We start from the raw sequence: 20590 nt of genomic DNA on the forward strand, positions 1-20590 counted from the left end.
CATTGCAGAAGGAAGATAGGTGGACGGATTTTACTCCGCCCGCGGACGGTCTATTCCGCCGCTTCCGTGGCCGACTTTTGCACCGCCGTTCTCACGCCCGATTGCCTGACGGGACGCTTGTTTTCCGGGGTGATGATGATCTGGCATATGAACGGGACGGCGCGCTCTCCGATGACCCATCTGCCCAAAACATTATCTGGCGTGAAGATCATGCCAAGCTAAGCGAAATTCAGCACGGCGACGACCGAATACAAAAGGTCGATGCGGTAGAGCACGAATTGAATAGCGCCGATCAGGAGGTTGGCATCATGCAAGAGCGTTACGAGGATACCGACGAACCACTTTCATTGGATGAATTAGATGGGATGCAAGACATAATAAAAGGCATCCAAGAAGATCTGACGTCTGATCTTAAATCTTTACAAAAGTCGGCAAATATCGAAAAGACCGAGAGCCCAGCAATGAGTGTCGAGTTCAAAGGGCCTACACAAATAGGCGGGCTTGATAGCTTTTAGCGCGTGGGAAAAGCACCGCATTTCTTCTGTATCAGCGCCAAGAGAACGGCAGATGGCGCGTATTCCTCATTATCAGTAATAAGCTTCACTATCTGCCCATTCAGTTTTTCGGAGTCTCGCACGTACCAATCGTCTATGCATTTCTGAATCGATTTGTCCGTTTGCGAGGCAATGGCTCCAGCCATCACCATGGATGTAATAACAAAATTTTCCTGAGCCTCTACGCTCCACTCCTGAAAGTATGCGCCATCGTTCGCCGCGAATGCGCTGGTGTTAATACATGGAATAATTAAAGTAATAATTGCAATTATAAATGATAAACGGGATAACAATAACGAAGGTATTTGTTAAATTTTGATTATAGAAAATAATAACAGGAAAAATGATACGTTCAACCGGAAAACCCTGCGGTTTCCCGCACTTTAAATCACGGAAAGACCCACCATGCAGGCTTCACGAAAACCTTCGTTTTTGTGAAGGGGAAAAGCGCATGAATGCCGCTGGACGCGGGATTAATGACGGAGAGGCCGGACGGCTGATTGGCTATGCCCGCGTTTCCACGCGCGACCAGAACCCGGATTTGCAGATCGATGCACTGGAAAACCAAGGCTGCGATCCCATCTTTGTGGAAAGCGCATCCGGGCGCAATCTGGCGCGGCCCAAGCTGGAGGCCGCGCTGGAAGCGCTGCGCCCCGGCGATACGCTGGTGGTCTGGCGGCTGTCCCGGCTGGCGCGCTCGGTCAAGCATATCATCGCCGTCAGCGACTTTCTTCAAGCCCATCAGATCGGCCTAAAAGTGCTCGATCAGGCCATCGACACAACCACCCCAGCGGGCCGGTTGTTCTTTCACATCATTGCCGCCTTCGATGAATTCCAGCGCGAGATTATCGCCGAGAACACCGTGGCGGGCCTCAAAGCCGCTCAGCAGCGCGGCAAGACCCTTGGCCGCCCCCGCAAGCTGGACGAAGCGCAGATTGGCGCGGCCCTTGAGATGCTGACATTTCAGGAAATGAGCGTCGAAGACGTGGCCGCGTATTTCGGGGTTTCCCACATGACTGTCCGCCGCAATTTCTTGCTCGACAAAAAACGGGATGCAGCCCCGAGCTGGGCCGTGTCAAGCAATACGGAGAAAGGCTAATGCCCAGAGGTATTCTTACAGTGACGGCCCTTGCGATCCTCGTTGTTTCGACGGCAAGTTTTCAGCGCAGCGGCACAAACCCTTTTCAAAGGATCAGTTGCAGCGGTTTTTTCGAATGCCTAACGCAAAAAGTATTTCAAGACCCAGAGAAGAGGCTATACGGTCGCTGGAAGGACATAAGAAGCAATTTCAGCATCCACTTTGCGCCGGGAGGTTACGTCGATACGTATATCGGCGACAAACACGACGCAAAAGGGACGTGGGGAAGTATACGATCTTGGCCCACGCTCGGAAAGATTGACATCCACGTCACGCTCAATCGCGGTGAGGAAAAAACCTCCAAGTCCTATTTCGTCGAGTTCTCAGACAACAATTCCATCACAATGACAGGAATTGTTATAGCCAAAACATACGGTTACCGGATCACCGGACCGAAATATAGTTTAACACGCATCCAATAAATGCAACGACTCGGTTCAGGAGGATACGAGGCCGCAGATTTATCATGCTTACACGACAGCCGCCGTCCTGTTTGGCGGGTCCGTATCAACTTGCAAGCCAGACATGAGGAGGAACATCATGGCTGAATTCCAGATCGACATCCCCATTATCCGCCTGTGGTCGCCAAGAAGCCTTGCCGCGCTCGGCGGTTATCCATGCGATGTGTTCAACCGGGCAGCGCGCGGCTAAGCGTGCAATTTCCCCGGAGTCCGTTCTCAAAACGGAATCTCATCATCGACATGTCGAGTTTGCCAAGCCGGGGGGGGTTGCGTCCGGCTGGAAGGTGTAGCGCCACTTCTCAAACTGGCCGTATTCCCGGTCAATGGCCACGCGGATCATGTGTTCCAGCGAGACGCCGTAATGATCTGCCATTTCGGCCAGCTGTTCGGCCAAATCATTATCGAGGGAAAGCTTTGGAATGATAACCATAGTGGTGTCCTCTTGTGGTGTGGTTAAAGGTCAAGGTCTGGTCCGCGCTGCGGATCGCGGGTTTGACGGGTGCGACTGGGTGTGCGGCCTTGATCGCGCGGCGTCTCTTGCGGCGCTGGCGCGCGGCCCATCGCCATGTATTGCGCGACATCGCGGTTAAGCGCCTGCATCTGCGCGTTCTGCTTTTCCCGCGCGGCGACGATCTTCTTTTGCAAATTCCGCCGTTCGGTGAGCTGGCGCTGAATTTCCGCGTGTTTTTCAGCCCGGTCGCGCTGGGTGGCGCGGGCGATTTCCGCCTCATTCTCTTGCCGAATTTTGCGGTTCTTGCCCGTGACCCAGCCCCACAGGCCGCGCATTCCCCGTGGCGTGCGCGCTGCACGGCTGCGTTCCTCGTCCAGCCAGCGGGCCTCTTGCCGCTGCTTGAGCTGCGCGCGGGCATGGCGCTGACGCTGGACCATCTGTTCCCGCTGGAACCGGGCCGCGAGGTTTTGTTTCTGCGCTTGCTCTTCCGCCGCTTTTGCCCATTCTTGCAGCTTGGGCGTCATACGGGCGGCAATGAACGCTTGGGCCTGATCCGTGGATTGCAGGTCTTTCGGATCACCAATGCGGGCTTTCAGGTCTTTGGTTTTGGCCCCGGTAGCCCGGCTCAGGGAATACACCTCACCGCGCCAATCCACGGCGACAAAGCCGCGCCGCTCCCCGGTTGCAAGGAAATAGCCGCGTTCCCGCAAGGCGGTCTCAAAGGCGGCTTTGGTGTCCGAACCCTGCCAGCAGGTTTGCAATACCTGTTTAATCGCTTTCGGGTCTTGCCGGGTGCGTTTGGCCTGTTGCCATTCTTCGCGGGTGAAGCTGAGCGGATCGCGCTCGCGCTTATCGGTGAACCCGCGCGGCATGTCCCAGCCATGTTCGCGGTAAAGATCGCGCGCGATACCGTTGAGCCTGCGCTTGTAATAATCCAGCTTGATCGCCTTCATCTCTTCGCCGTCGATACGGCTCCAGACGCTATGGGCGTGACGGCGGCCTTCTTTTTCGTGGAAGACTATGGCGCGCGGCTGACCGGTCAGGCTCAGCTCGGCTTCAATCCGGTCAATCGCCGCCTCGAAGGTCTCGACCGGCACGGCCTCGTTTTGCGGCGGGCTGAGGCTGAGGGAGAAGAGATGTTTCTGGCAGCGCGTGCCCTTGGCAATGGCCGTGCTTTCCTGCATCGCGCCATGCAGGTCATCCGCCACAAAGCCGCGCAGGCTATGCAGCTCGATATGCTCGTTCTCCGCCCCGCGCATCAGGTGGTTCGCCAGTTCCCGCGCATTGCCGCGTGTATTGCCCTTGAGGATCATGGCGCGCCTCCATCCAGCCCAAGCGCGCGCAGCAAATCGGCCCGCAAGGCCATGACTTCACGGCAGGCCTCCACCAGCTCTTGTTCTGTTTCGGGATGGACCGGCAACGTCCCGGTATTGGCGGCGCGGGCCAGTTGATTGAGATTGCTTGAGAGCCGGGAGCGGCCAAGCGCCGAGAGCACCCGTGCCAAGGCTTGCTGATCGGCGACCGGGTTCATATTGCGGCGGCGCAGCTTCGCCAGATCGCCGTCAAACAGCATGGCCTTGATATACGCGCCCAGCGGCGCGCCATTTGCAGCCGCTTCCAGCTTCGCCCGTTCCTCAAACGTCAGCCGCAGTGAGAACGGCGCAGGCGTTTTACCCTTGGATACCTTATTGAAATCATGGTGCGAATTCGTCATCGTCGCACCTCAGATTTTTAAAATCCAATTGTGCGAGATGGCGTTCCCATTGCTCCAGCGTCTCAAAGAGGGAGTTTAAACTTTCTCCCTCTAGGTGCTGCCGAAAAACCCGGATGTGGTGCTGGTCGATACCACACTGGTGGTCGGTGCGCCGGTCCGCCTTTTCGTCGCCGGCATGGGCGATGCGCTTTCGACCTGGTTCGAGGCGGAAGACTGCAAACAGACCGGCAGCGCCAACATGACCGGCCGCGTCGGCTCGATGACGGCCTATGGTCTGGCCCGCATGTGTTTCGACACGCTGCTTGCCGATGGCGCGGCGGCCAAGGCGGCTGCCTCACAGAAGATCGTGACACCGGAATTCGAGCGGATCGTCGAGGCCAATACGCTGCTGTCCGGTCTCGGTTTTGAAAGCGGCGGGCTTTCCGGCGCCCATGCGATCCACAATGGCCTGACCGCGCTTGAGGGCACGCATGGCTACTGGCATGGCGAAAAGGTCGCGATCGGCACCCAGTCGCTGTTGATGCTGACCAAACGCCCGCGTGAAATCGTCAATGCCGTCTACGGTTTCTGCGAAGCGATCGGCCTGCCGATGACGCTTGCCGATATCGGCATCGGCGATGCGACGGACGACCAGTTGCTCGAAGTGGCAAAACTGGCCTGCGACCCGGCCGATACGATGGGCAACGTGCCCGGTTCGGTCACGCCCAAGGACGTGGTTGCCGCCATCCGGGCCGCGGACGCCGAAGGACGGGCCCGCAAGGCAAAACAGCTCGCCGCATAAGACACGTCAAACGGAAAACGGCCGGGCGGAGCGCCCGGTCGTCAAGACGTGATCCGCGCGCCATGGGTGAATACCGAAAATCCGTCGCCGCGTGCGCTTGCAACCAGCGTGATACCGGCTTTTTCCGCCGTCTCCACCGCAAGGCCGGTCGGCTGTGAAACCGCGATCAGCACCGGGGCACCGGCAATCGCCGCCTTCTGCACCATTTCGACGGAAAGACGGCTGGTGACGACAAAGGCGCCGCGCCGGGCAGCCACCTGCTCGCGGGCGAGCACGCCGATGAGCTTGTCGAGCGCATTGTGGCGGCCGACATCCTCACGCACCGCCGTCATGCCCTTGTCCGGACAATAGAAGCCTGCGCCATGCACGGCGCGGGTTTCGGCAAACAGCGGCTGGAGACCGGAAAGGGCGTTCATTGCCCGGTCGATGTCGTCGGCTGTCATTGTAAACCGGTCGTCTTCGACCGATGGAACCGGTCGCATGGCGGCTTCGATACCTTCCAGCCCGCACAGACCACAGCCGACGGGACCGGCCATGGAGCGGCGTCTTGCCGCCAGTTCGGCCGAGCGATCCTCCGCAAGCGCAATCTGCAGGTCAATTCCGGTCTCGAAGGCAACGATCTCGACCGACAGAATTTCGTCCGGATGCCGGATGATGCCCTCTGTAAGGCTGAAACCATAGGCAAAATCGACAAGGTCGGCGGGCGTGGCCATCAGCACCGCGTGGGAGGAACCGCCATAACTCATCGCCACGGCCGTTTCGGCGGCGAGTGCGGGCGGGCTGCCGGCGGTCTTCCGGCTACCGACGGCAAACAGCGGCCGGCGCGCAAGCACGGCTGGCGCCCCCCCCTCAGCCATTGCCGGCCACCGCCGGGCGCGATTTGCGCTCCCCTTCTTCCAGCATGGCGGCAATCAGCGCCAGCGAGGATGAAAGCTCGATTTCCGACGAGGCGGCGAGCGCAACCCGAATGGCAGGCGCGGTGGGTTCCCGGCCCGAGCGGAACGAATTGCCCGCGGCAACCGCCACGCCGCGGTGGCGGGCGCGATCGACAAAGGCCGTCTCGTTGATCCCGCCCGGAAGCGGAATCCAGACATGCAGCGCACCGGGGGTAATGGCGCAGGCAACACCGGCAAGTTCCTTTTCGGCAATCGCCCGGCGGCGCTTCAGCGCCATGCGCTGCCAGTTGACCAGCTCCATCGCCGTGCCGTCGACAATCCAGCGGCTGGCGATTTCCGCCATCACCGGCGTCGCGATCCAGTTGGCGGCAAGGTAACGGTTGGAGACGGCGGCCGCGAACCGGTCAGGCGCGACCAGAAACCCGCATCTCAGGCCCGGGATCGTGTTCTTGGAAAGGTCGGTGATGTAAAGCGTGCGTTCCGGCGCGAAGGCGGCGACCGGCGGCGGCCGGTTTTCGACCAGCGGCCCCAGCACATCGTTTTCGATGATCGCAAGATCATATCTGCGGGCAATCGCCGCAATCGCGCGTCTGCGCGGCGCGCTCATCAGCGTTCCACGCGGACCGGCGGCCGAAGGCTGCAGGAAGATCGCCCGCAGCCGCTTGCGGGCGGCCAGCGCCTCCAGCGCAGACGGCAAAAGCCCGTCGGCATCGACGGCAACCGGCTCGAGGTCAATGCCGAGATAGCTGCTGAGCGGCCTGACCATCGGATGTGTCAGGTCTTCCGCCGCCAGCGCCGCGCCCGGCGGGGCGACACTCATGAAGGCTGCCGTCATCGCATCGCTGGACCCATTGGTCACCGTGATACCGTGATGCGGCACTTTCAGCCCGCAGGCCGCAAGCCAATTGACGCCGGCCATGCGATAGCGCCGGAACAGCGCATTCGGGATCATCGAAAAGGCCATATCCGGCGGCATGGAACTGCCAAGTTCGGCGAAGGCGTTGCGAAACCGGCCAAGGCTGCGACTTTCGCAGACCGGTTTCAGGATCGAGAGATCGACGACACCGGACGCGCCTTCGCTCAGATGCGGGCGTTCCGGGGCAGTCGACACCGATTTGACATAGGACCCGCGCCCCACCTCGCCAACCACCAGCCCCCTTCTGGAGAGTTCCTCATAGGCACGGCTGACGGTCTGGACCGAGATCTTCAGATCGGCCGCCATCTCGCGTTGCGGCGGCAAACGCATGCCGTCGACCAGCAGGCCATCACGGATGGCGCCGGCGATCTGCTCAGCAAGGGAAAGATAGGCCGGTCGTTTGATCAGCCTGGGATTGGGACGCCATTTGGTCATGTCCCATCGTGCGGCAAATCATATCAATTGACAAGAGTCCGCCAGCGGTTTGCGCGCCGGACAGGTTTTCATACAAGCCGTTGAATCCCGTGTGGTCCTCTAAGGTGACAACCGAAGGATCAAGGACCGCCGGGCTCTCAAATCAGTGCAATTGGTCAAGGCAATATGAAGGCAGAAATCAGGTCCCGAGGCGGGTGATCTTGGTGCACAGCCAGTCGGCCAGCTTGAGCGAGGCGGCAGCGGCAGCCACCATCTGCGGCAGGGTCAGCCATTCAAGCGTCCAGGCCGCACCTGAGCGCTCCTGTTCATGCACCAGTGCCAGATGCATGGCCGAAAGCTGCGCCGCATTGAAGCGGGACAGCGACACCAGCACTTCCGCTGTCACCGGATTGCGTTTTCCCTCGATATCGGAGGATTCGCCACCGCCGGAAAGCTCGATTTCCTCGCCCATTTCGGCCAGAAGCGCGATATCGAGGCCGAACTTGCCGAGGCTGCCGGTAATCTGGGACATGGCCGAAGCGAATTCAGCCAGAACATTGCGCTGGTTCTGCCATTGCGGCGCATCGATCAGGCCGAGAAGATCGGCAAGCATTGCCCTGACCTCGACGGCCTGCTCCGGCAGGCGGTGCAGGGTTCCGACAGCGCCGCCGAACTGGACCGCGAACAACTGACTGTCGACACGCAGCAGGAACTGCCGCAAATACAGCACCGGCTCGCGCCAGGCGCGCAGGCGATCCGACACGGTGATCGGCATGGCCGGCTGCATGCGGGTGCGCCCCATCAGCGCGTTCTGGCCAAAGCGCGATTCGAGCGTATCCATGCGCTGGAACAGATGGTCCAGCCGATCGATCAGCAGTGTCGAGACATCCGAAAGCCGCATCATCAGCGAGGTATCGATGACATCCTGACTGGTGGCGCCGAAATGGACGTAATCGGCCGCGTCCGGCCCGACTTCCGCGCGCAACTGGCGCACGAGGTCCGGCACCACTATGCCGTCGCGCCCGGTCGCCTTCTTCAATGCGGCAATGTCGGGTGAAAACGTGGTGCAGACAGCGCCGATGCGCTCGGCCGCCGCTTCGGGAATGACACCGGCGCGGGCCTCGGCCTCTGCAAGCGCGGCCTCGAAGGCCAGCATCGCCCTGATTTCAGCATCGAGCGAAAAGAAGGCGGCAACCTCATCGTCGCCAACCAGACCCGAAAGCACAGGATGATCAAAAGCAGAATAACTCATGGATTGTGATCACTTGCTACCGACAGCGCGGAAAGGCATCGCCCCTCCCGACCGACACGAATACCGGGAAACCGGCATACTCGAACTGCCTCACCTTGCGACAATGGAAAGCCAAGTGCAAGGGCCCGGCCCGGTTTTCCCGGTCTCCGCCCGTCAAAGAACAGGAAAATCGCAGCCGGCGCCCGGGGTGGACCGGGCACAAAAAACCGGGCGATTTTCACCGCCCGGCTTCAAATTTCACATCAATGATGCGCGCCTTTTCAGGCGGCCAGATCGCGCAGAACGGTCTGCAGGATGCCGCCATTGTTGACGTAGGTGAGCTCGTCGAGCGTATCGATGCGGCACAGGATCGGAACGTCCTTCACCGTACCGTCGGCGAAGGTCACCTTGGCAACCTTCTTTTCGCGCGGCTTGATATCGGCGAGACCTTCGATGGTGACGGTTTCGTCGCCCTTCAGGCCGAGGCTTTCCCAGCTTGCACCGTCTTCGAAGGTGAACGGGATGACGCCCATGCCGACCAGGTTCGAGCGGTGGATACGCTCGTAGCTTTCGGCAATCACGGCGCGTACGCCGAGAAGATTGGTGCCCTTGGCCGCCCAGTCACGCGAGGAGCCGTTGCCGTATTCGCCGCCGGCGAAGATAACCAGCGGAACGCCTTCCTTGCGGTATTCCATGGCCGCGTCGAAAATCGACATCTCTTCCTTGGACGGATAGTGGATGGTGTAGCCACCTTCCTTGCCGTTCGGGCCGAGCATGTGATTGCGGATGCGGATATTGGCAAAGGTGCCGCGCATCATCACTTCGTGATTGCCGCGCCGCGTGCCGTACTGGTTGAAGTCGGCAACCGCCACATCGTGACCCATCAGATATTCACCGGCAGGCGACTGCGCCTTGATCGAACCGGCCGGAGAAATGTGGTCGGTGGTGATCTTGTCGCCGAACAGACCGAGGATGCGGGCATTCTCGATATCGGAAACGGCCGTTGGCGTCTTGCCCATGCCGACGAAATAGGGCGGGTTCTGGACATAGGTCGAGTTGTCGTCCCAGGCATAGGTCTGGCCGTCGGGAATCTGAACCGCCTGCCAGTTTTCGTCGCCCTTGAACACGTCGGCATATTTGCTTTCGTAAAGCTCGCGGGTGACGTATTTCTCGATCGTCTCCTGGACTTCCTTGGCCGACGGCCAGATGTCCTTGAGATAGACCGGGTTGCCGTCCTTGTCCTCGCCGAGCGGCTCGGTGGTCAGGTCCTTGGTGACCGTGCCGGCCAGCGCATGGGCAACGACCAGCGGCGGAGAGGCCAGGTAGTTGGCCTGAACGTCCGGCGAAATGCGGCCTTCGAAGTTACGGTTACCGGAGAGAACGCCGGCGGCGATCAGGCCCTTGTCGTTGATGGTCTTGGAGACCGGGCCCGGCAGCGGACCGGAATTGCCGATGCAGGTGGTGCAGCCGAAACCGACAAGGTTGAAGCCAAGCGCATCGAGATCGTCCTGAAGACCGGCCTTTTCCAGATATTCGGCAACGACCTGGGACCCGGGTGCCAGCGACGTCTTGACCCACGGCTTGGTCTTCAGACCCTTGGCAACGGCGTTGCGCGCCAGAAGACCGGCGGCGATCAGCACGGACGGGTTGGAGGTGTTGGTGCACGACGTGATCGCGGCAATGGCGACATCGCCGTGGCCGAGATCATAATCCGTGCCCTCGACGGCGTAACGCTTGCCGAGGTCACCCTCTTCCTTGTTGTACATGTTGACCATCGCATCGGAAAAACCGGAGGCGATGTTTTCGAGCGCGATGCGGCCTTCCGGACGCTTCGGACCGGCCATGGACGGCACAACGTCGCCGAGGTCGAGTTCCAACGTGTCGGTGAAGACAAGCTCGTCGCCATCACCTTCGCGGAACATGCCCTGGGCCTTGGTGTAGGCTTCAACCAGCGCGATACGATCCTTGGTGCGGCCCGACATGTCGAGGTAGCGGAGCGTCTCGCCGTCGACGGGGAAGAAGCCGCAGGTGGCGCCGTATTCCGGGCCCATATTGCCGATGGTGGCGCGGTCGGCGAGCGTCATCGAATCGAGGCCGTGGCCGTAGAACTCGACGAACTTGGAGACAACGCCCTTCTTGCGCAGCATCTGCACGACGGTGAGCACGAGGTCGGTCGCGGTGACGCCTTCCTTCAGCTCGCCCGTCAGCTTGAAGCCGATGACTTCCGGCAGCAGCATGGATACCGGCTGACCGAGCATGGCCGCTTCGGCCTCGATACCGCCAACGCCCCAGCCGAGAACGCCAAGACCGTTGATCATGGTGGTGTGGCTGTCGGTGCCGACGCAGGTGTCGGGATAGGCGATTTCGGAGCCGTCTTCTTCCTTGGTCCAGACAGCCTGGCCAAGATATTCGAGGTTCACCTGATGACAGATGCCGGTGCCGGGGGGAACAACGCGGAAGTTCTTGAACGCCTGCTGGCCCCATTTCAGGAAGCGGTAGCGCTCGCCATTGCGCTTGTATTCATATTCGACATTGTGCGCGAAAGCCTGCGGCGTGCCGAATTCGTCAACGATGACCGAATGGTCGATGACGAGATCGACGGGAACCAGCGGGTTGATCTTTTCCGGGTCGCCGCCGAGATTGACGATGCCGTCACGCATGGCGGCGAGATCGACAACGGCGGGAACGCCGGTGAAGTCCTGCATCAGCACGCGGGCCGGACGATATGCGATTTCAGCACCCGCGGTGCCCTTGTCGTTGAGCCACTTGGCGACAGCGATAATGTCGTCTTTGGTGACCGAGCGGCCATCTTCGTTGCGAAGAAGGTTTTCCAGAAGCACCTTCATGGAGAAAGGAAGCTTCGAAACGCCTGCAAGCCCGTTTGCTTCGGCCTTGGGCAGGCTGAAGTAAACATACTCTTTTCCGTCCACATCGAGTGTGGAGCGACATTCAAAACTGTCGAGTGATTTAGCCACGGATAAAACCCCGCTCATTCTGATTGGCCTCAACCAGCCGTGCGAACGCCTATGTACTTACGACATCAGGATGCGGGTGCGACCATTTCCGCTGTCCGCACGCGGGACATAATGCCCCAGGTTCGGCACAAGGATGTGTTTCACGCCGGCCGCTGGCGTGGTTGCGCATTGTATAGATAATTTCTAAGAAAGGTGCCAGATAAACAATGGTTGAAATTTAAATTTTTTTATCAACCGACAAGCTACGGGGTCCGGCGGCCTTCGCCGAAGGGGTAATGATGGCATTGCGCATCGAGGCTACAGGCCTTTCGGTAAGCCGGGGCGACATGCTGATCTTCAGTAATCTCGCGGTTTCGCTGCGCGCCGGCGAGAGCATGGTCTTCACCGGGGCGAACGGCGCAGGCAAATCAACGGCGCTGCGCGCGCTTTTGGGGCTGGTCGGGCCGACCGACGGCACGGCGCTGTTTTTCGACAGCGATGATGCGGAAGGCCGGCCGCTTGCCCCCGCCGCCCATTACCTCGCCCACCAGAACGCCATGAAACCGGAACTGACGGCGCGTGAAAACCTCACCTTCTGGCAGAAGATGATGGGCGATTTTGCCGGTAGTACGGGGCTCGACATCACCGAGGCCGCCGAGGCGATCGGGCTTTCCGGCACGCTTGACCTGCCCTTCGGCTATCTCTCGGCCGGCCAGAAACGGCGAATCGCCTTTGCCCGCCTTCTGGTCGCTTACCGGCCGGTCTGGCTGCTGGACGAGCCGACCGCCGCCCTCGACACGGCTGCCAGAAAAACCCTGACCAAGCTGATGAACGCGCATCTTGGCGAAGGCGGCATCGTGATTGCCGCAACCCATGAGCCGCTCGGCCTTGCCAATCAGCAGGCGCTTGAATTTTCCGGGCCCCGGCATTTAGGCGCCGACCCGTTTCTGGCGGAGGCTTTTTAAGCCATGGGCGCGCTTTTCCTTCGCGATCTGGTTCTCTCCATACGTGCCGGCGGCGGCGCGCTGGTCGGCTTGCTGTTCTTCCTCTGCGTGGTTGCAACCGTGCCCTTCGGCGTCGGCCCGGATCTGGCGCTGCTGGCGCGAATCGGCCCGGCCATGGTCTGGATCGCAGTGCTGCTGTCGACATTGATCGGCCTCGACCGCCTGTTTCGCAGCGAGCGCGACGATGGTTCGCTCGATCTTCTGAAGATGCAGGACGAACCGCTGGTGCTGATCGTTCTCGTCAAATGCCTGGCGCACTGGACCGCCTATGTGCTGCCGCTCGTCGTTCTTTCGCCGGTCATGGGCCTTTTGATGAATGTCGGCCTTTCCGGCCTTGGCGCATCCTTCATCACGCTGCTTGCCGGCTCGCCCGCCATCACCTTTATCGGGGCTGCAGGCGCGGCAATCGCGGTTTCTCTCCCGCGCGGCGGTCTGCTGGTGCCGATCCTGATCCTGCCGCTGTCGATCCCCGTGCTGATTTTCGGCGTGGGGGCCAGCTATGCGGCGACCTCGGAAATCGAGGCGTTTCTGCCGCCTTTCCTGATACTGGTCGCGCTCACGCTTTTTTTTGCCGTTGTCGGGCCGCTTGCCGCCAGCCTGGCCTTGCGTCAGGGTGACGATTGAGCGAAACCCGATAGGAGCAACAGGGATGGATTGCTGCGATGGATGAGATGAAGCCAAAGGTGGGCATGATTGCGGGGCTTGCAAACCCGACGCGGTTTCTTTCCCTTGTCGGCCGCATCCTGCCGTTCATGATCGCAATCACGCTGGCGCTGTCTGTCGTCGGCCTCTGTCTCGCCTTTACCTCCGAAGCCGATTACCAGCAGGGCAATACGGTGCGCATCATGTATATTCATGTGCCGGCGGCATGGCTTGCGATGATGTGCTACATGGTGATGGCGGTGGCAGCGCTCGGCACGCTGGTCTGGCGTCATCCGCTGGCCGATGTCGCCCACAAGGCCGCAGCCCCGATTGGCGCGGCATTCACCTTTCTGGCGCTTCTGACCGGCTCGCTCTGGGGCAAGCCGATGTGGGGCGCGTGGTGGGTGTGGGATGCGCGGCTGACCTCGGTGTTCATCCTGTTCCTGATGTATCTCGGCATCGTCGCGCTCAACCGGGCAGTGGATGAGCCGCAGCGCGCCGCACGGCTGTCGGCGATCCTGATTCTCGTTGGCGTCGTCAACATCCCGATCATCAAGTTTTCCGTCGACTGGTGGAACACGCTGCATCAGCCGGCAAGCGTGATCCGCCTCGACGGCCCGACCATCGATCCGGTTTTCCTGTGGCCGCTGGCGGTCATGGCGCTCGCCTATACTTTTGCCTTCTTCACCATGCATCTTGTTGCCATGCGCAACGAAATCTACCGCCGCCGCGTTGCCGCCATGCGCCGGGTGGCCGCCAGCCGGGCGGAAGCGCCGGTCGCACGGCGAGAGCCGAGGACGCAATGATGAGCCACACCTTCTTCATTTCCGCAGCCTATGGCGCAACGGCACTGGTCTTTGCCGGGCTTGTCGCCTGGCTGATGCTGGATGGACGCGCCCGCAAACGCGAACTTGCAGCCCTTGAAAAGGCCGGCGCCAGACGGCGCAGCGCGGGAAAACGATGATGAGCGATGACGGCGACGAAAAACGGGGCCCGGGAAAGCGCCGCACCCTGATGGCGGCTTTGCCGCTGATCGTGGTTGCCGCCCTGTTCGCCGTTTTCGGCTGGCAGATCCTGTTCGGCCGCGACCCTTCGGAAATTCCCTCCGTGCTGATCGGAAAACAGGCGCCCGAACTCAACCTGCCGCCGCTTGAGGGCAGCAATCGCCCGGCGCTCACCAGTGCGGAAATCGCGGGCAAGTTCACCCTCGTCAACGTGTTCGCGTCGTGGTGCGTGCCCTGCCGGCAGGAGCATCCGTTCCTGATGGAGCTTTCCGAAAACCCCGACGTCAACGTCGTCGGCATCAACTACAAGGACAATCCCGACAACGCCCTGCGGTTCCTGGGCGAACTCGGCAATCCCTATTCCGCCATCGGCGTCGACAAGCGCGGCGCTGCCGTCATCGACTGGGGCGTCTACGGCGTGCCCGAAACCTTCGTGGTCGGACCGGACGGCACGATCATCTTCAAGAAGGTCGGCCCGATCGATCCTGCATCCTATGCCAAGGACATCCTGCCGGTCATCAACCGCACCATCGGCCCGGCTTCGCGGCTGATGAACTGAGACACAGACTGCAACACATGCTCTGCCGTCACCCCGGCCTTGAGCCGGGGTCCAGGGCCACACGATGTGTGTCCTGCTGCGCGCACCCGCGAAATACTATGAGTTTTCCCGCACAGCCCTGGATCCCGGCTCAAGGCCGGGATGACGGTGGTTTGGGAACGTGCCGGCAAAACGACCGCAGATACAGCGAAGCCGCTTATCCCTCGTCCTTCTTTTCCTCGCCGAGCGGTTCGGTGGAATGGCGCATGATCAGCGGCATCTGGGCGAGCGTGAAGGCGATGGTGATCGGCATGGTGGCCCAGACCTTGAAATTGACCCAGGTATCGGCGGAGAAATTGCGCCAGACAACCTCGTTCAGGATCGCCAGAAACACGAAAAATAGGCCCCATCTGAGCGTCAGCTTGCGCCAGCCCTCGTCATCGAGCTTGAAGGCGGAATGAAACACATAGCCGAGCAGCGAACGGCCGAAGAGAAGCCCGCCGAGCAGCACGGCGGCGAACAAGCCGTTGACGATGGTCGGCTTCATCTTGATGAAGGTCTCGTCCTGCAGCCAGATCGACAGCGCGCCGAACACCATCACGACGACGCCGGAAACCAGCGGCATGATCGGAATATTGCCCATGACGATGCGCGAGGCGATCAGCGAAATCACCGTGGCCGCCATGAACAGCGCGGTTGCCACCAGAAGCGGCGAGCCGATGGGGGCGAGCACCGGAAATGTCCTCATCAGCCATTCGCCGCGCAGATTGGCAAAGAAGAAGATCAGCAACGGACCAAGCTCGAAGACAAGCTTCAGGAAAGGTTCTTCCTTCTGTTCGGTCGTCAGTCTTTTGGTGGGTTCGCTCATGACCTGTCGTTTCTTGTGCGTGGGATCGTCGGCTCATATCATATGGGGGCGGCGTTCCTTCAACCCCAATAACGGCTATTTTACGGGCGCAACCGCCCTTCAGGCCTCTTCTTCTTCCGTGGTTCCGGCAATCGCCTGGGCAAATTCTTCCGCCTCGAACGGTTCGAGATCGTCGATCCCCTCGCCGACGCCGATGAAATAGACCGGCAATTTGTGTTTGGCGGCAATCGCCACCAGAATGCCGCCGCGCGCCGTGCCGTCGAGCTTGGTCATCACAAGGCCGGAAACGCCGGCGATATTGCGGAAGATTTCCACCTGGTTCATGGCATTCTGGCCGGTGGTGGCATCGAGTGTCTGCAACACGGTATGCGGCGCGTCGGGATCGAGCTTGCCGAGCACGCGAACGATCTTGGCCAGCTCGTCCATCAGTTCGGCCTTGTTCTGCAACCGGCCCGCCGTGTCGATGATGACGACGTCGGAGCCGTTTTCCTGACCGCGCTTGAAGGCGTCATAGGCAAGGCCGGCGGCATCTGCCCCCAGTTTCGTGCCGACGAAATCGGCGCCGGTGCGGTCGGCCCAGATCTTCAGCTGTTCGATGGCAGCAGCGCGGAACGTGTCGCCTGCCCCCAGCGTCACCTTCAGGCCCGCGCCCGTCAGCTTGGCGGCAAGCTTGCCGATGGTGGTGGTCTTGCCGGTACCGTTGACGCCGACCACCAGAATGACATGCGGCTTTTTCGAAAGATCGAGCGCCAGCGGCTTTGCCACAGGGCCCAGCACCTTGGTGATCTCGCCTGCCATGATCCGGGAGACATCCGTGCCGGTCACATCGCGGCCATAACGTTCCGAAGACAGCGTATCGGTGATGCGCATGGCGGTTTCAACGCCGAGATCGGCCTGGATCAGCAGGTCTTCCAGTTCTTCCAGCGCTTCCTCGTCGAGCTTGCGCTTGGTGAACAGGGCTGCGATCTGGCCGGAAAGCTGCTGCGAGGTGCGAAACAGCCCGGCCTTCAGCCGCTGGAACCAGGAGAGCCGTTTGGCCGGCTGCGACGGTACCGCTTCCGGCTTTGCACCGCTGGTGATCTCGAAGCCCCGATTTTTCGGTGCGGCAGGGTCAGGTTGTTGTTCCGCTTCCGGCAGCGTTTCGGCAGCAGGTTCGTCCACCGCAGGCTCCTCAACCGCGGGCGGGGCCTCGGGCGCTGCCGGGGTTTCGGCGGCAGGCTCTTCCAGGGTCGCGGGCTCTTCCGGTTCACTCTGCGATGGGCCGACAACACCGCCGACAATGCTATCATCGTCCCACGGGTCCGCGCTTTCGACCTCGGTGACGGTTTCGGCAGGCGCTTCCGGTTCCGACGTTGCGGCTTCGGGCGCCTCGGTCTCGTCTTCCGGCAGGACGGTCTGCTCATCCTTCGGCGCGTCCTTTTTGCCGAAGGTGAAGACGTTTTTCATGAAGCCGAGGGCCATGGGAATAATTTCCTGTTCTTGCCGTTTGCGGTTCTTTATCCCGTGCGTCACCGCGCCTTGTCAACGCGCCAGACGTCGAAGATCGGATATCAGACAGCGTGTCCCGCAAATTCCGCCTCAAGCCGGGAACCGTCGTGACCGGTAATGCGGGCGGTGACGAAAAGGCCGGGCTCAAGCCCCGGCGTCGCCACGGGTGCGAAATTTTCCGCATGGCCGTTTTCGCCGCGTTCCGTCAGCACGGTCTGGGTGGTGCCGACCATCCGGTCGAGATGGCGTATTCTGAGTGTCTCGCCGGTTTCGCGCAGACGTTTTGCCCGCGCCTTCACCACGGCCCGGTCGAGCTGCGGCATGCGCGCTGCCGGAGTACCGGGACGCGGGCTATAGGGAAAGACATGCAGCCGGGCGATATCCGCTTCCTCGGCAAAGCGCACCAAGTTTTCAAAATGCGCGTCCGTTTCGGTCGGAAAACCGGCGATGAAATCGGCGCCGAAGGCGATCCCGGGGCGAAGGGCGCGGGCCTGCCGGATGAAGGCGAGCGCATCATCGCGCAGATGCCGCCGCTTCATCCGCTTCAGGATCAGGTTGTCGCCGTGCTGGAGCGAGAGATGCAGATGCGGCATGAAACGCGGCTCGTCGGCCAGAAGATCGAGGAGATGGCGGTCGACCTCGATACTGTCGATGGAGGACAGTCTGAGGCGTGCAATCTCCGGCACGTGTTTCAAAAGCGTCTTTGCCAGAAGCCCGAGGGTCGGCTCGCCGGGAAGGTCCGCGCCATAGGATGTGGCGTCGACCCCGGTCAGCACCATCTCGCGATAGCCCCTTGCCGCAAGCGTGCGGGCCTGTTCGACCACAGCCCCCATCGGCACGGAACGGGAATTGCCGCGGCCATAGGGAATGATGCAGAAGGTGCAGCGGTGGTCGCAGCCGTTCTGCACCTGCAAGAACGCGCGCACATGGCCGTCAATGCTTTCGACCATCTGCGGCGCGGTTTCGGTGACGCTCATGATGTCGTTGACGATCAGCTTTTCTTCCGCCGAAACGCCGAAATCCGGCAAGGCCCGGTAGCTCTCCGTTTCCAGCTTTTCGGCATTGCCCAAGACCGCATCGACTTCGGCCATATTGGCGAAGGTCTGCCGCTCCGTCTGCGCCGCGCAGCCGGTAACGACAATGCGGGCATCGGGGTTTTCGCGCCGTGCCCTGCGGATCGCCTGTCTGGCCTGGCGCACGGCCTCGCCGGTGACCGCACAGGTGTTCACCAGAACGGCATCGCCAAGCCCCGCTTCCTCAGCGGCCTTGAGCATGACTTCGCTCTCATAGGTGTTCAGCCTGCAGCCGAATGTCAGGGTCTTGATGGTCATCGCTGGTCGTCTTGTCCGGTTGCCCGCTATATGGCGCAACCGGCCGTAAATTGAAAGACCCTGATGTTACAGAGGCCAGATGTGAACGGCATATGTGGCAAGGTCGAAGGGAAGGCGCGGCAACACCGGGAGAACGCCGATACTGCCAACAAGGGGCGCCAGAAAATTGCCCGCAAGGACAAGTCGGAACAGCCGTTTGCGATCGGGAAACAGCTTCATGCAGCGCAGATTGAGGACCAGCAGAACAAGAAATGACAGCAGCATCAGCTCCAGCGGAAACCAGGAGATCATGAAAGCGCGTGCGGGATCGGCGTAAAGCTCGGCAAACGTAAACGTGCCATCTGCGAGCCCCTGTCTGAACGGCGCGATGACGGCGGTCTGGCTCCATAAACCAAGCCGGCTGATATAGAACACATAGACCGCCGGCAGGATGAAATTGATCCAGAAAAACGCCTTCAGGGCCGGATCGCGCATGTGCAATGCCGCGACAAGGGCATCGGCCAGCGTGGCGTGATCGCCACGGAACCGACGATAGCGCCGTTGCAATGCTTCACCAAGACGTTCCGCAGGACTTGCCAAAATCATCGCCTCACAAAACCGGCCCGCCGGTCAATGCCATCACCAGCAGGGACACAGGGGAAAACGCGCCGGTCCGCGCCAGGAAAAGCCCATCATGCAAAAGGTTGGACCATACCGGCACGATGCTGAAAAGCGCAGGAATGAAAGCCGGCGCCCGGGTGGGAAGAGCAATGAAATTCAGCACGAAGATTGCGATAAACAGCGTGCGATAATTGCTGAAATGCCTTGCAGCATAAAGATTGCCGCCCTGAATCCCGACAAACAACAGCAGCTTGAGTATCAGGTTGACGACCGTGGCAATGACAACCGGCCCGATCGCCCCGTAGGGCTGCACAAAAAAGGTATGCACAAAAAAACCGACGGACGACAATGTACCCGACACCAGAAGGTAAAAGCCGGCCGGCAGGACGAAATTGATCCAGAAAAACGCGTTCAGGGCATCGGGCGGATCGGCATAAAAACGGCAGGCAGGTGTCACGACCCGGCGCTGCCACCAGCCCTTTCGGCTCAAACCTTCGCTTTGCGGTGACGATGTCACTGGTTTCTCCCTGCAAAGGTCAAAACACAGCCAGAAAGTGCCGCGCAAGACGCTTTCCCGTGGCACGGTTTCATCGTTCCCATTCCCCCGTAACCGGATCAACCCGGCCGGACCATTCATGTTCCGCAGGCCCGGTCATGATCACGTGGTCGTCGTCTTCGCGCCAGTCGATCTCCAGCGCGCCGGCCGGCAGATAGACGGTGACCTTGCGGCCGGTGCGGCCGGTGCGGGCGGCAGAGACGGCGGCGGCACAGGCGGCCGAGCCGCAGGCGAGCGTCAGCCCGGCACCGCGCTCGAAGGTCTTCAGCGACAGCGAGGACGGCGACGTGACCTGGGCAAGCGAAATATTGGCGCGCTCGGGAAACAGCGGATGGCGCTCGTAACGCGGACCGAAGGCGAGAATATCGTAGCTGTCGACATCGCGCGGCACGAAGAAGACGGCATGCGGATTGCCCATGGACGCGGCCGAAAACCGCTGCAGCGCCGGGTCGGCCTCATGCGGCTCCGGCAGGGCAATGTGGGTGGTGTCGGCGGCGGTGCCTGCGAGCGGAATCTTCTCCCATTCGAAGATCGGCGCGCCCATATCGACGGAGATCAGCGTATCCGACAACCGCTCGGCGAACAGCGCGCCGGCAATGGTGCGGAAGGAAAAGCGGCGCTTGTCGGTTTCGCGCGACAGATAATCGACCACGCAGCGCGTGCCGTTACCGCAGGCCTGCGCCATCGAGCCGTCGGAATTGAGAATATCGATCCAGCCGTCCGGCGCATCATCGCGGGGATCGTAAAGCGCCATGATCTGGTCGAATTCGGTGTCGGGGTGGGCGTCGAGACGGATCGCGGCTTGCGGGGTCACCTTGCCGGCGCGCCCGCGCATATCGATGACGAGGATCTTGTTGCCAAGTCCGTTCATGCGCTCCATGCGCACCATGCTGTCACTGTCCGCCATGCCACAAGGCTCCATCACCAGTCCTTCAAGCGGCCTTATATGGGCAAAACCATGCGGCGTCACCAGTGCCGGCCGGAACGATAGCGAAAAATGACGCCGAAAAGCGAGAACGGAACGCCTCGGGCCCTACGCGACCTTTGCG

At 60.9% G+C, this 20590-nt stretch carries 22 protein-coding genes; 9 read left to right on the plus strand and 13 right to left on the minus strand.

From position 1 onward, the window contains the following. The 3 genes from ABID12_RS16330 to ABID12_RS16340 all read left to right on the plus strand — a co-directional run. A partial coding sequence (locus ABID12_RS16330; RefSeq protein ID WP_354435141.1) for a hypothetical protein occupies positions 1 to 515 on the plus strand: 515 nt, incomplete at its 5' end. A gap of 490 nt (positions 516 to 1005) precedes the next feature. After that, complete coding sequence (locus ABID12_RS16335; protein ID WP_354435142.1) at positions 1006 to 1653, plus strand: recombinase family protein; 648 nt, start codon at positions 1006 to 1008, stop codon at positions 1651 to 1653. Beyond that, positions 1653 to 2114, plus strand: coding sequence for a hypothetical protein (locus tag ABID12_RS16340; RefSeq protein WP_354435143.1), 462 nt, complete (start codon positions 1653 to 1655; stop codon positions 2112 to 2114). The genes ABID12_RS16335 and ABID12_RS16340 overlap by 1 nt, the downstream gene beginning before the upstream one ends. Before the next feature lie 271 nt (positions 2115 to 2385). Here ABID12_RS16340 and ABID12_RS16345 read toward each other — a convergent pair whose 3' ends face one another. From ABID12_RS16345 to ABID12_RS16355, 3 genes are read right to left on the minus strand one after another with little or no spacing between them, the layout of a single operon-like run. Beyond that, complete coding sequence (locus ABID12_RS16345) at positions 2386 to 2583, minus strand: ribbon-helix-helix domain-containing protein (RefSeq protein ID WP_354435144.1); 198 nt, start codon at positions 2581 to 2583, stop codon at positions 2386 to 2388. Positions 2584 to 2606: 23 nt separating this feature from the next. Beyond that, the gene (locus tag ABID12_RS16350; RefSeq protein ID WP_354435145.1) at positions 2607 to 3917 is read right to left on the minus strand and encodes a relaxase/mobilization nuclease domain-containing protein; all 1311 of its coding nucleotides are present in this window, start codon (positions 3915 to 3917) and stop codon (positions 2607 to 2609) included. Further along, on the minus strand, positions 3914 to 4318 hold the full coding sequence (locus ABID12_RS16355; protein ID WP_354435146.1) for a hypothetical protein: 405 nt from the start codon (positions 4316 to 4318) through the stop codon (positions 3914 to 3916). The genes ABID12_RS16350 and ABID12_RS16355 overlap by 4 nt, the downstream gene beginning before the upstream one ends. A gap of 94 nt (positions 4319 to 4412) precedes the next feature. On the opposite strand from ABID12_RS16355, the gene ABID12_RS16360 reads away from it, so the two are divergent. Then, positions 4413 to 5099: a dehydroquinate synthase/iron-containing alcohol dehydrogenase family protein gene (locus tag ABID12_RS16360; RefSeq protein ID WP_354435147.1), complete on the plus strand. Its 687-nt coding sequence runs from the start codon at positions 4413 to 4415 to the stop codon at positions 5097 to 5099. Between the two features lie 41 nt (positions 5100 to 5140). Here ABID12_RS16360 and fdhD read toward each other — a convergent pair whose 3' ends face one another. From fdhD to acnA, 4 genes are all read right to left on the minus strand, one after another. After that, on the minus strand, positions 5141 to 5956 hold the full coding sequence (fdhD, locus tag ABID12_RS16365; RefSeq protein ID WP_354435148.1) for a formate dehydrogenase accessory sulfurtransferase FdhD: 816 nt from the start codon (positions 5954 to 5956) through the stop codon (positions 5141 to 5143). Beyond that, a complete protein-coding gene (ehuR, locus tag ABID12_RS16370) occupies positions 5949 to 7346 on the minus strand; it encodes a MocR-like ectoine utilization transcription factor EhuR (protein ID WP_319517980.1) in 1398 nt (465 codons plus the stop codon). Before ehuR ends, fdhD begins: the two co-directional genes overlap by 8 nt. Positions 7347 to 7524: 178 nt before the next feature. Continuing rightward, entirely contained in the window at positions 7525 to 8577 is a 1053-nt protein-coding gene (locus ABID12_RS16375) for a 3-carboxy-cis,cis-muconate cycloisomerase (protein WP_354435149.1), read from the minus strand. A gap of 260 nt (positions 8578 to 8837) precedes the next feature. Then, complete coding sequence (acnA, locus tag ABID12_RS16380) at positions 8838 to 11531, minus strand: aconitate hydratase AcnA (protein WP_354435150.1); 2694 nt, start codon at positions 11529 to 11531, stop codon at positions 8838 to 8840. A gap of 284 nt (positions 11532 to 11815) precedes the next feature. On the opposite strand from acnA, the gene ccmA reads away from it, so the two are divergent. Genes ccmA through ABID12_RS16405 form a run of 5 tightly spaced genes read left to right on the plus strand, consistent with a single transcriptional unit; the run spans position 11816 to position 14719 of the window. Next, positions 11816 to 12475, plus strand: coding sequence for a heme ABC exporter ATP-binding protein CcmA (gene ccmA, locus ABID12_RS16385; RefSeq protein ID WP_435528252.1), 660 nt, complete (start codon positions 11816 to 11818; stop codon positions 12473 to 12475). Positions 12476 to 12478: 3 nt separating this feature from the next. Then, a complete protein-coding gene (gene ccmB, locus ABID12_RS16390) occupies positions 12479 to 13138 on the plus strand; it encodes a heme exporter protein CcmB (RefSeq protein WP_354435152.1) in 660 nt (219 codons plus the stop codon). Positions 13139 to 13176: 38 nt separating this feature from the next. Next, complete coding sequence (locus ABID12_RS16395) at positions 13177 to 13962, plus strand: heme ABC transporter permease (protein WP_354435153.1); 786 nt, start codon at positions 13177 to 13179, stop codon at positions 13960 to 13962. Further along, positions 13962 to 14120, plus strand: a complete 159-nt coding sequence (gene ccmD, locus ABID12_RS16400; protein ID WP_106308606.1) for a heme exporter protein CcmD — start codon at positions 13962 to 13964, stop codon at positions 14118 to 14120. The genes ABID12_RS16395 and ccmD overlap by 1 nt, the downstream gene beginning before the upstream one ends. Beyond that, on the plus strand, positions 14117 to 14719 hold the full coding sequence (locus ABID12_RS16405) for a DsbE family thiol:disulfide interchange protein (RefSeq protein WP_435528247.1): 603 nt from the start codon (positions 14117 to 14119) through the stop codon (positions 14717 to 14719). The genes ccmD and ABID12_RS16405 overlap by 4 nt, the downstream gene beginning before the upstream one ends. 196 nt (positions 14720 to 14915) lie before the next feature. Here the strand turns inward: ABID12_RS16405 and ABID12_RS16410 are convergent, their stop codons facing one another. The 6 genes from ABID12_RS16410 to dapF form a co-directional block, all read right to left on the minus strand. After that, positions 14916 to 15566, minus strand: a complete 651-nt coding sequence (locus tag ABID12_RS16410) for a septation protein A (protein ID WP_354435155.1) — start codon at positions 15564 to 15566, stop codon at positions 14916 to 14918. A 99-nt stretch (positions 15567 to 15665) separates the two neighbouring features. Beyond that, the gene (gene ftsY / locus ABID12_RS16415; RefSeq protein WP_354435156.1) at positions 15666 to 17027 is read right to left on the minus strand and encodes a signal recognition particle-docking protein FtsY; all 1362 of its coding nucleotides are present in this window, start codon (positions 17025 to 17027) and stop codon (positions 15666 to 15668) included. 89 nt (positions 17028 to 17116) lie between these two features. Further along, entirely contained in the window at positions 17117 to 18385 is a 1269-nt protein-coding gene (gene mtaB / locus ABID12_RS16420) for a tRNA (N(6)-L-threonylcarbamoyladenosine(37)-C(2))-methylthiotransferase MtaB (protein ID WP_354435157.1), read from the minus strand. 66 nt (positions 18386 to 18451) lie between these two features. Continuing rightward, the gene (locus ABID12_RS16425; RefSeq protein WP_354435158.1) at positions 18452 to 18964 is read right to left on the minus strand and encodes a hypothetical protein; all 513 of its coding nucleotides are present in this window, start codon (positions 18962 to 18964) and stop codon (positions 18452 to 18454) included. A gap of 10 nt (positions 18965 to 18974) precedes the next feature. Continuing rightward, on the minus strand, positions 18975 to 19550 hold the full coding sequence (locus ABID12_RS16430) for a hypothetical protein (protein ID WP_354435159.1): 576 nt from the start codon (positions 19548 to 19550) through the stop codon (positions 18975 to 18977). Between the two features lie 22 nt (positions 19551 to 19572). Beyond that, a complete protein-coding gene (gene dapF, locus ABID12_RS16435; protein WP_354435160.1) occupies positions 19573 to 20448 on the minus strand; it encodes a diaminopimelate epimerase in 876 nt (291 codons plus the stop codon). Positions 20449 to 20590: the final 142 nt, after the last annotated feature.

It is taken from the genome of Martelella mangrovi (assembly GCF_040545495.1).
GTDB lineage: Bacteria > Pseudomonadota > Alphaproteobacteria > Rhizobiales > Rhizobiaceae > Martelella > Martelella mangrovi.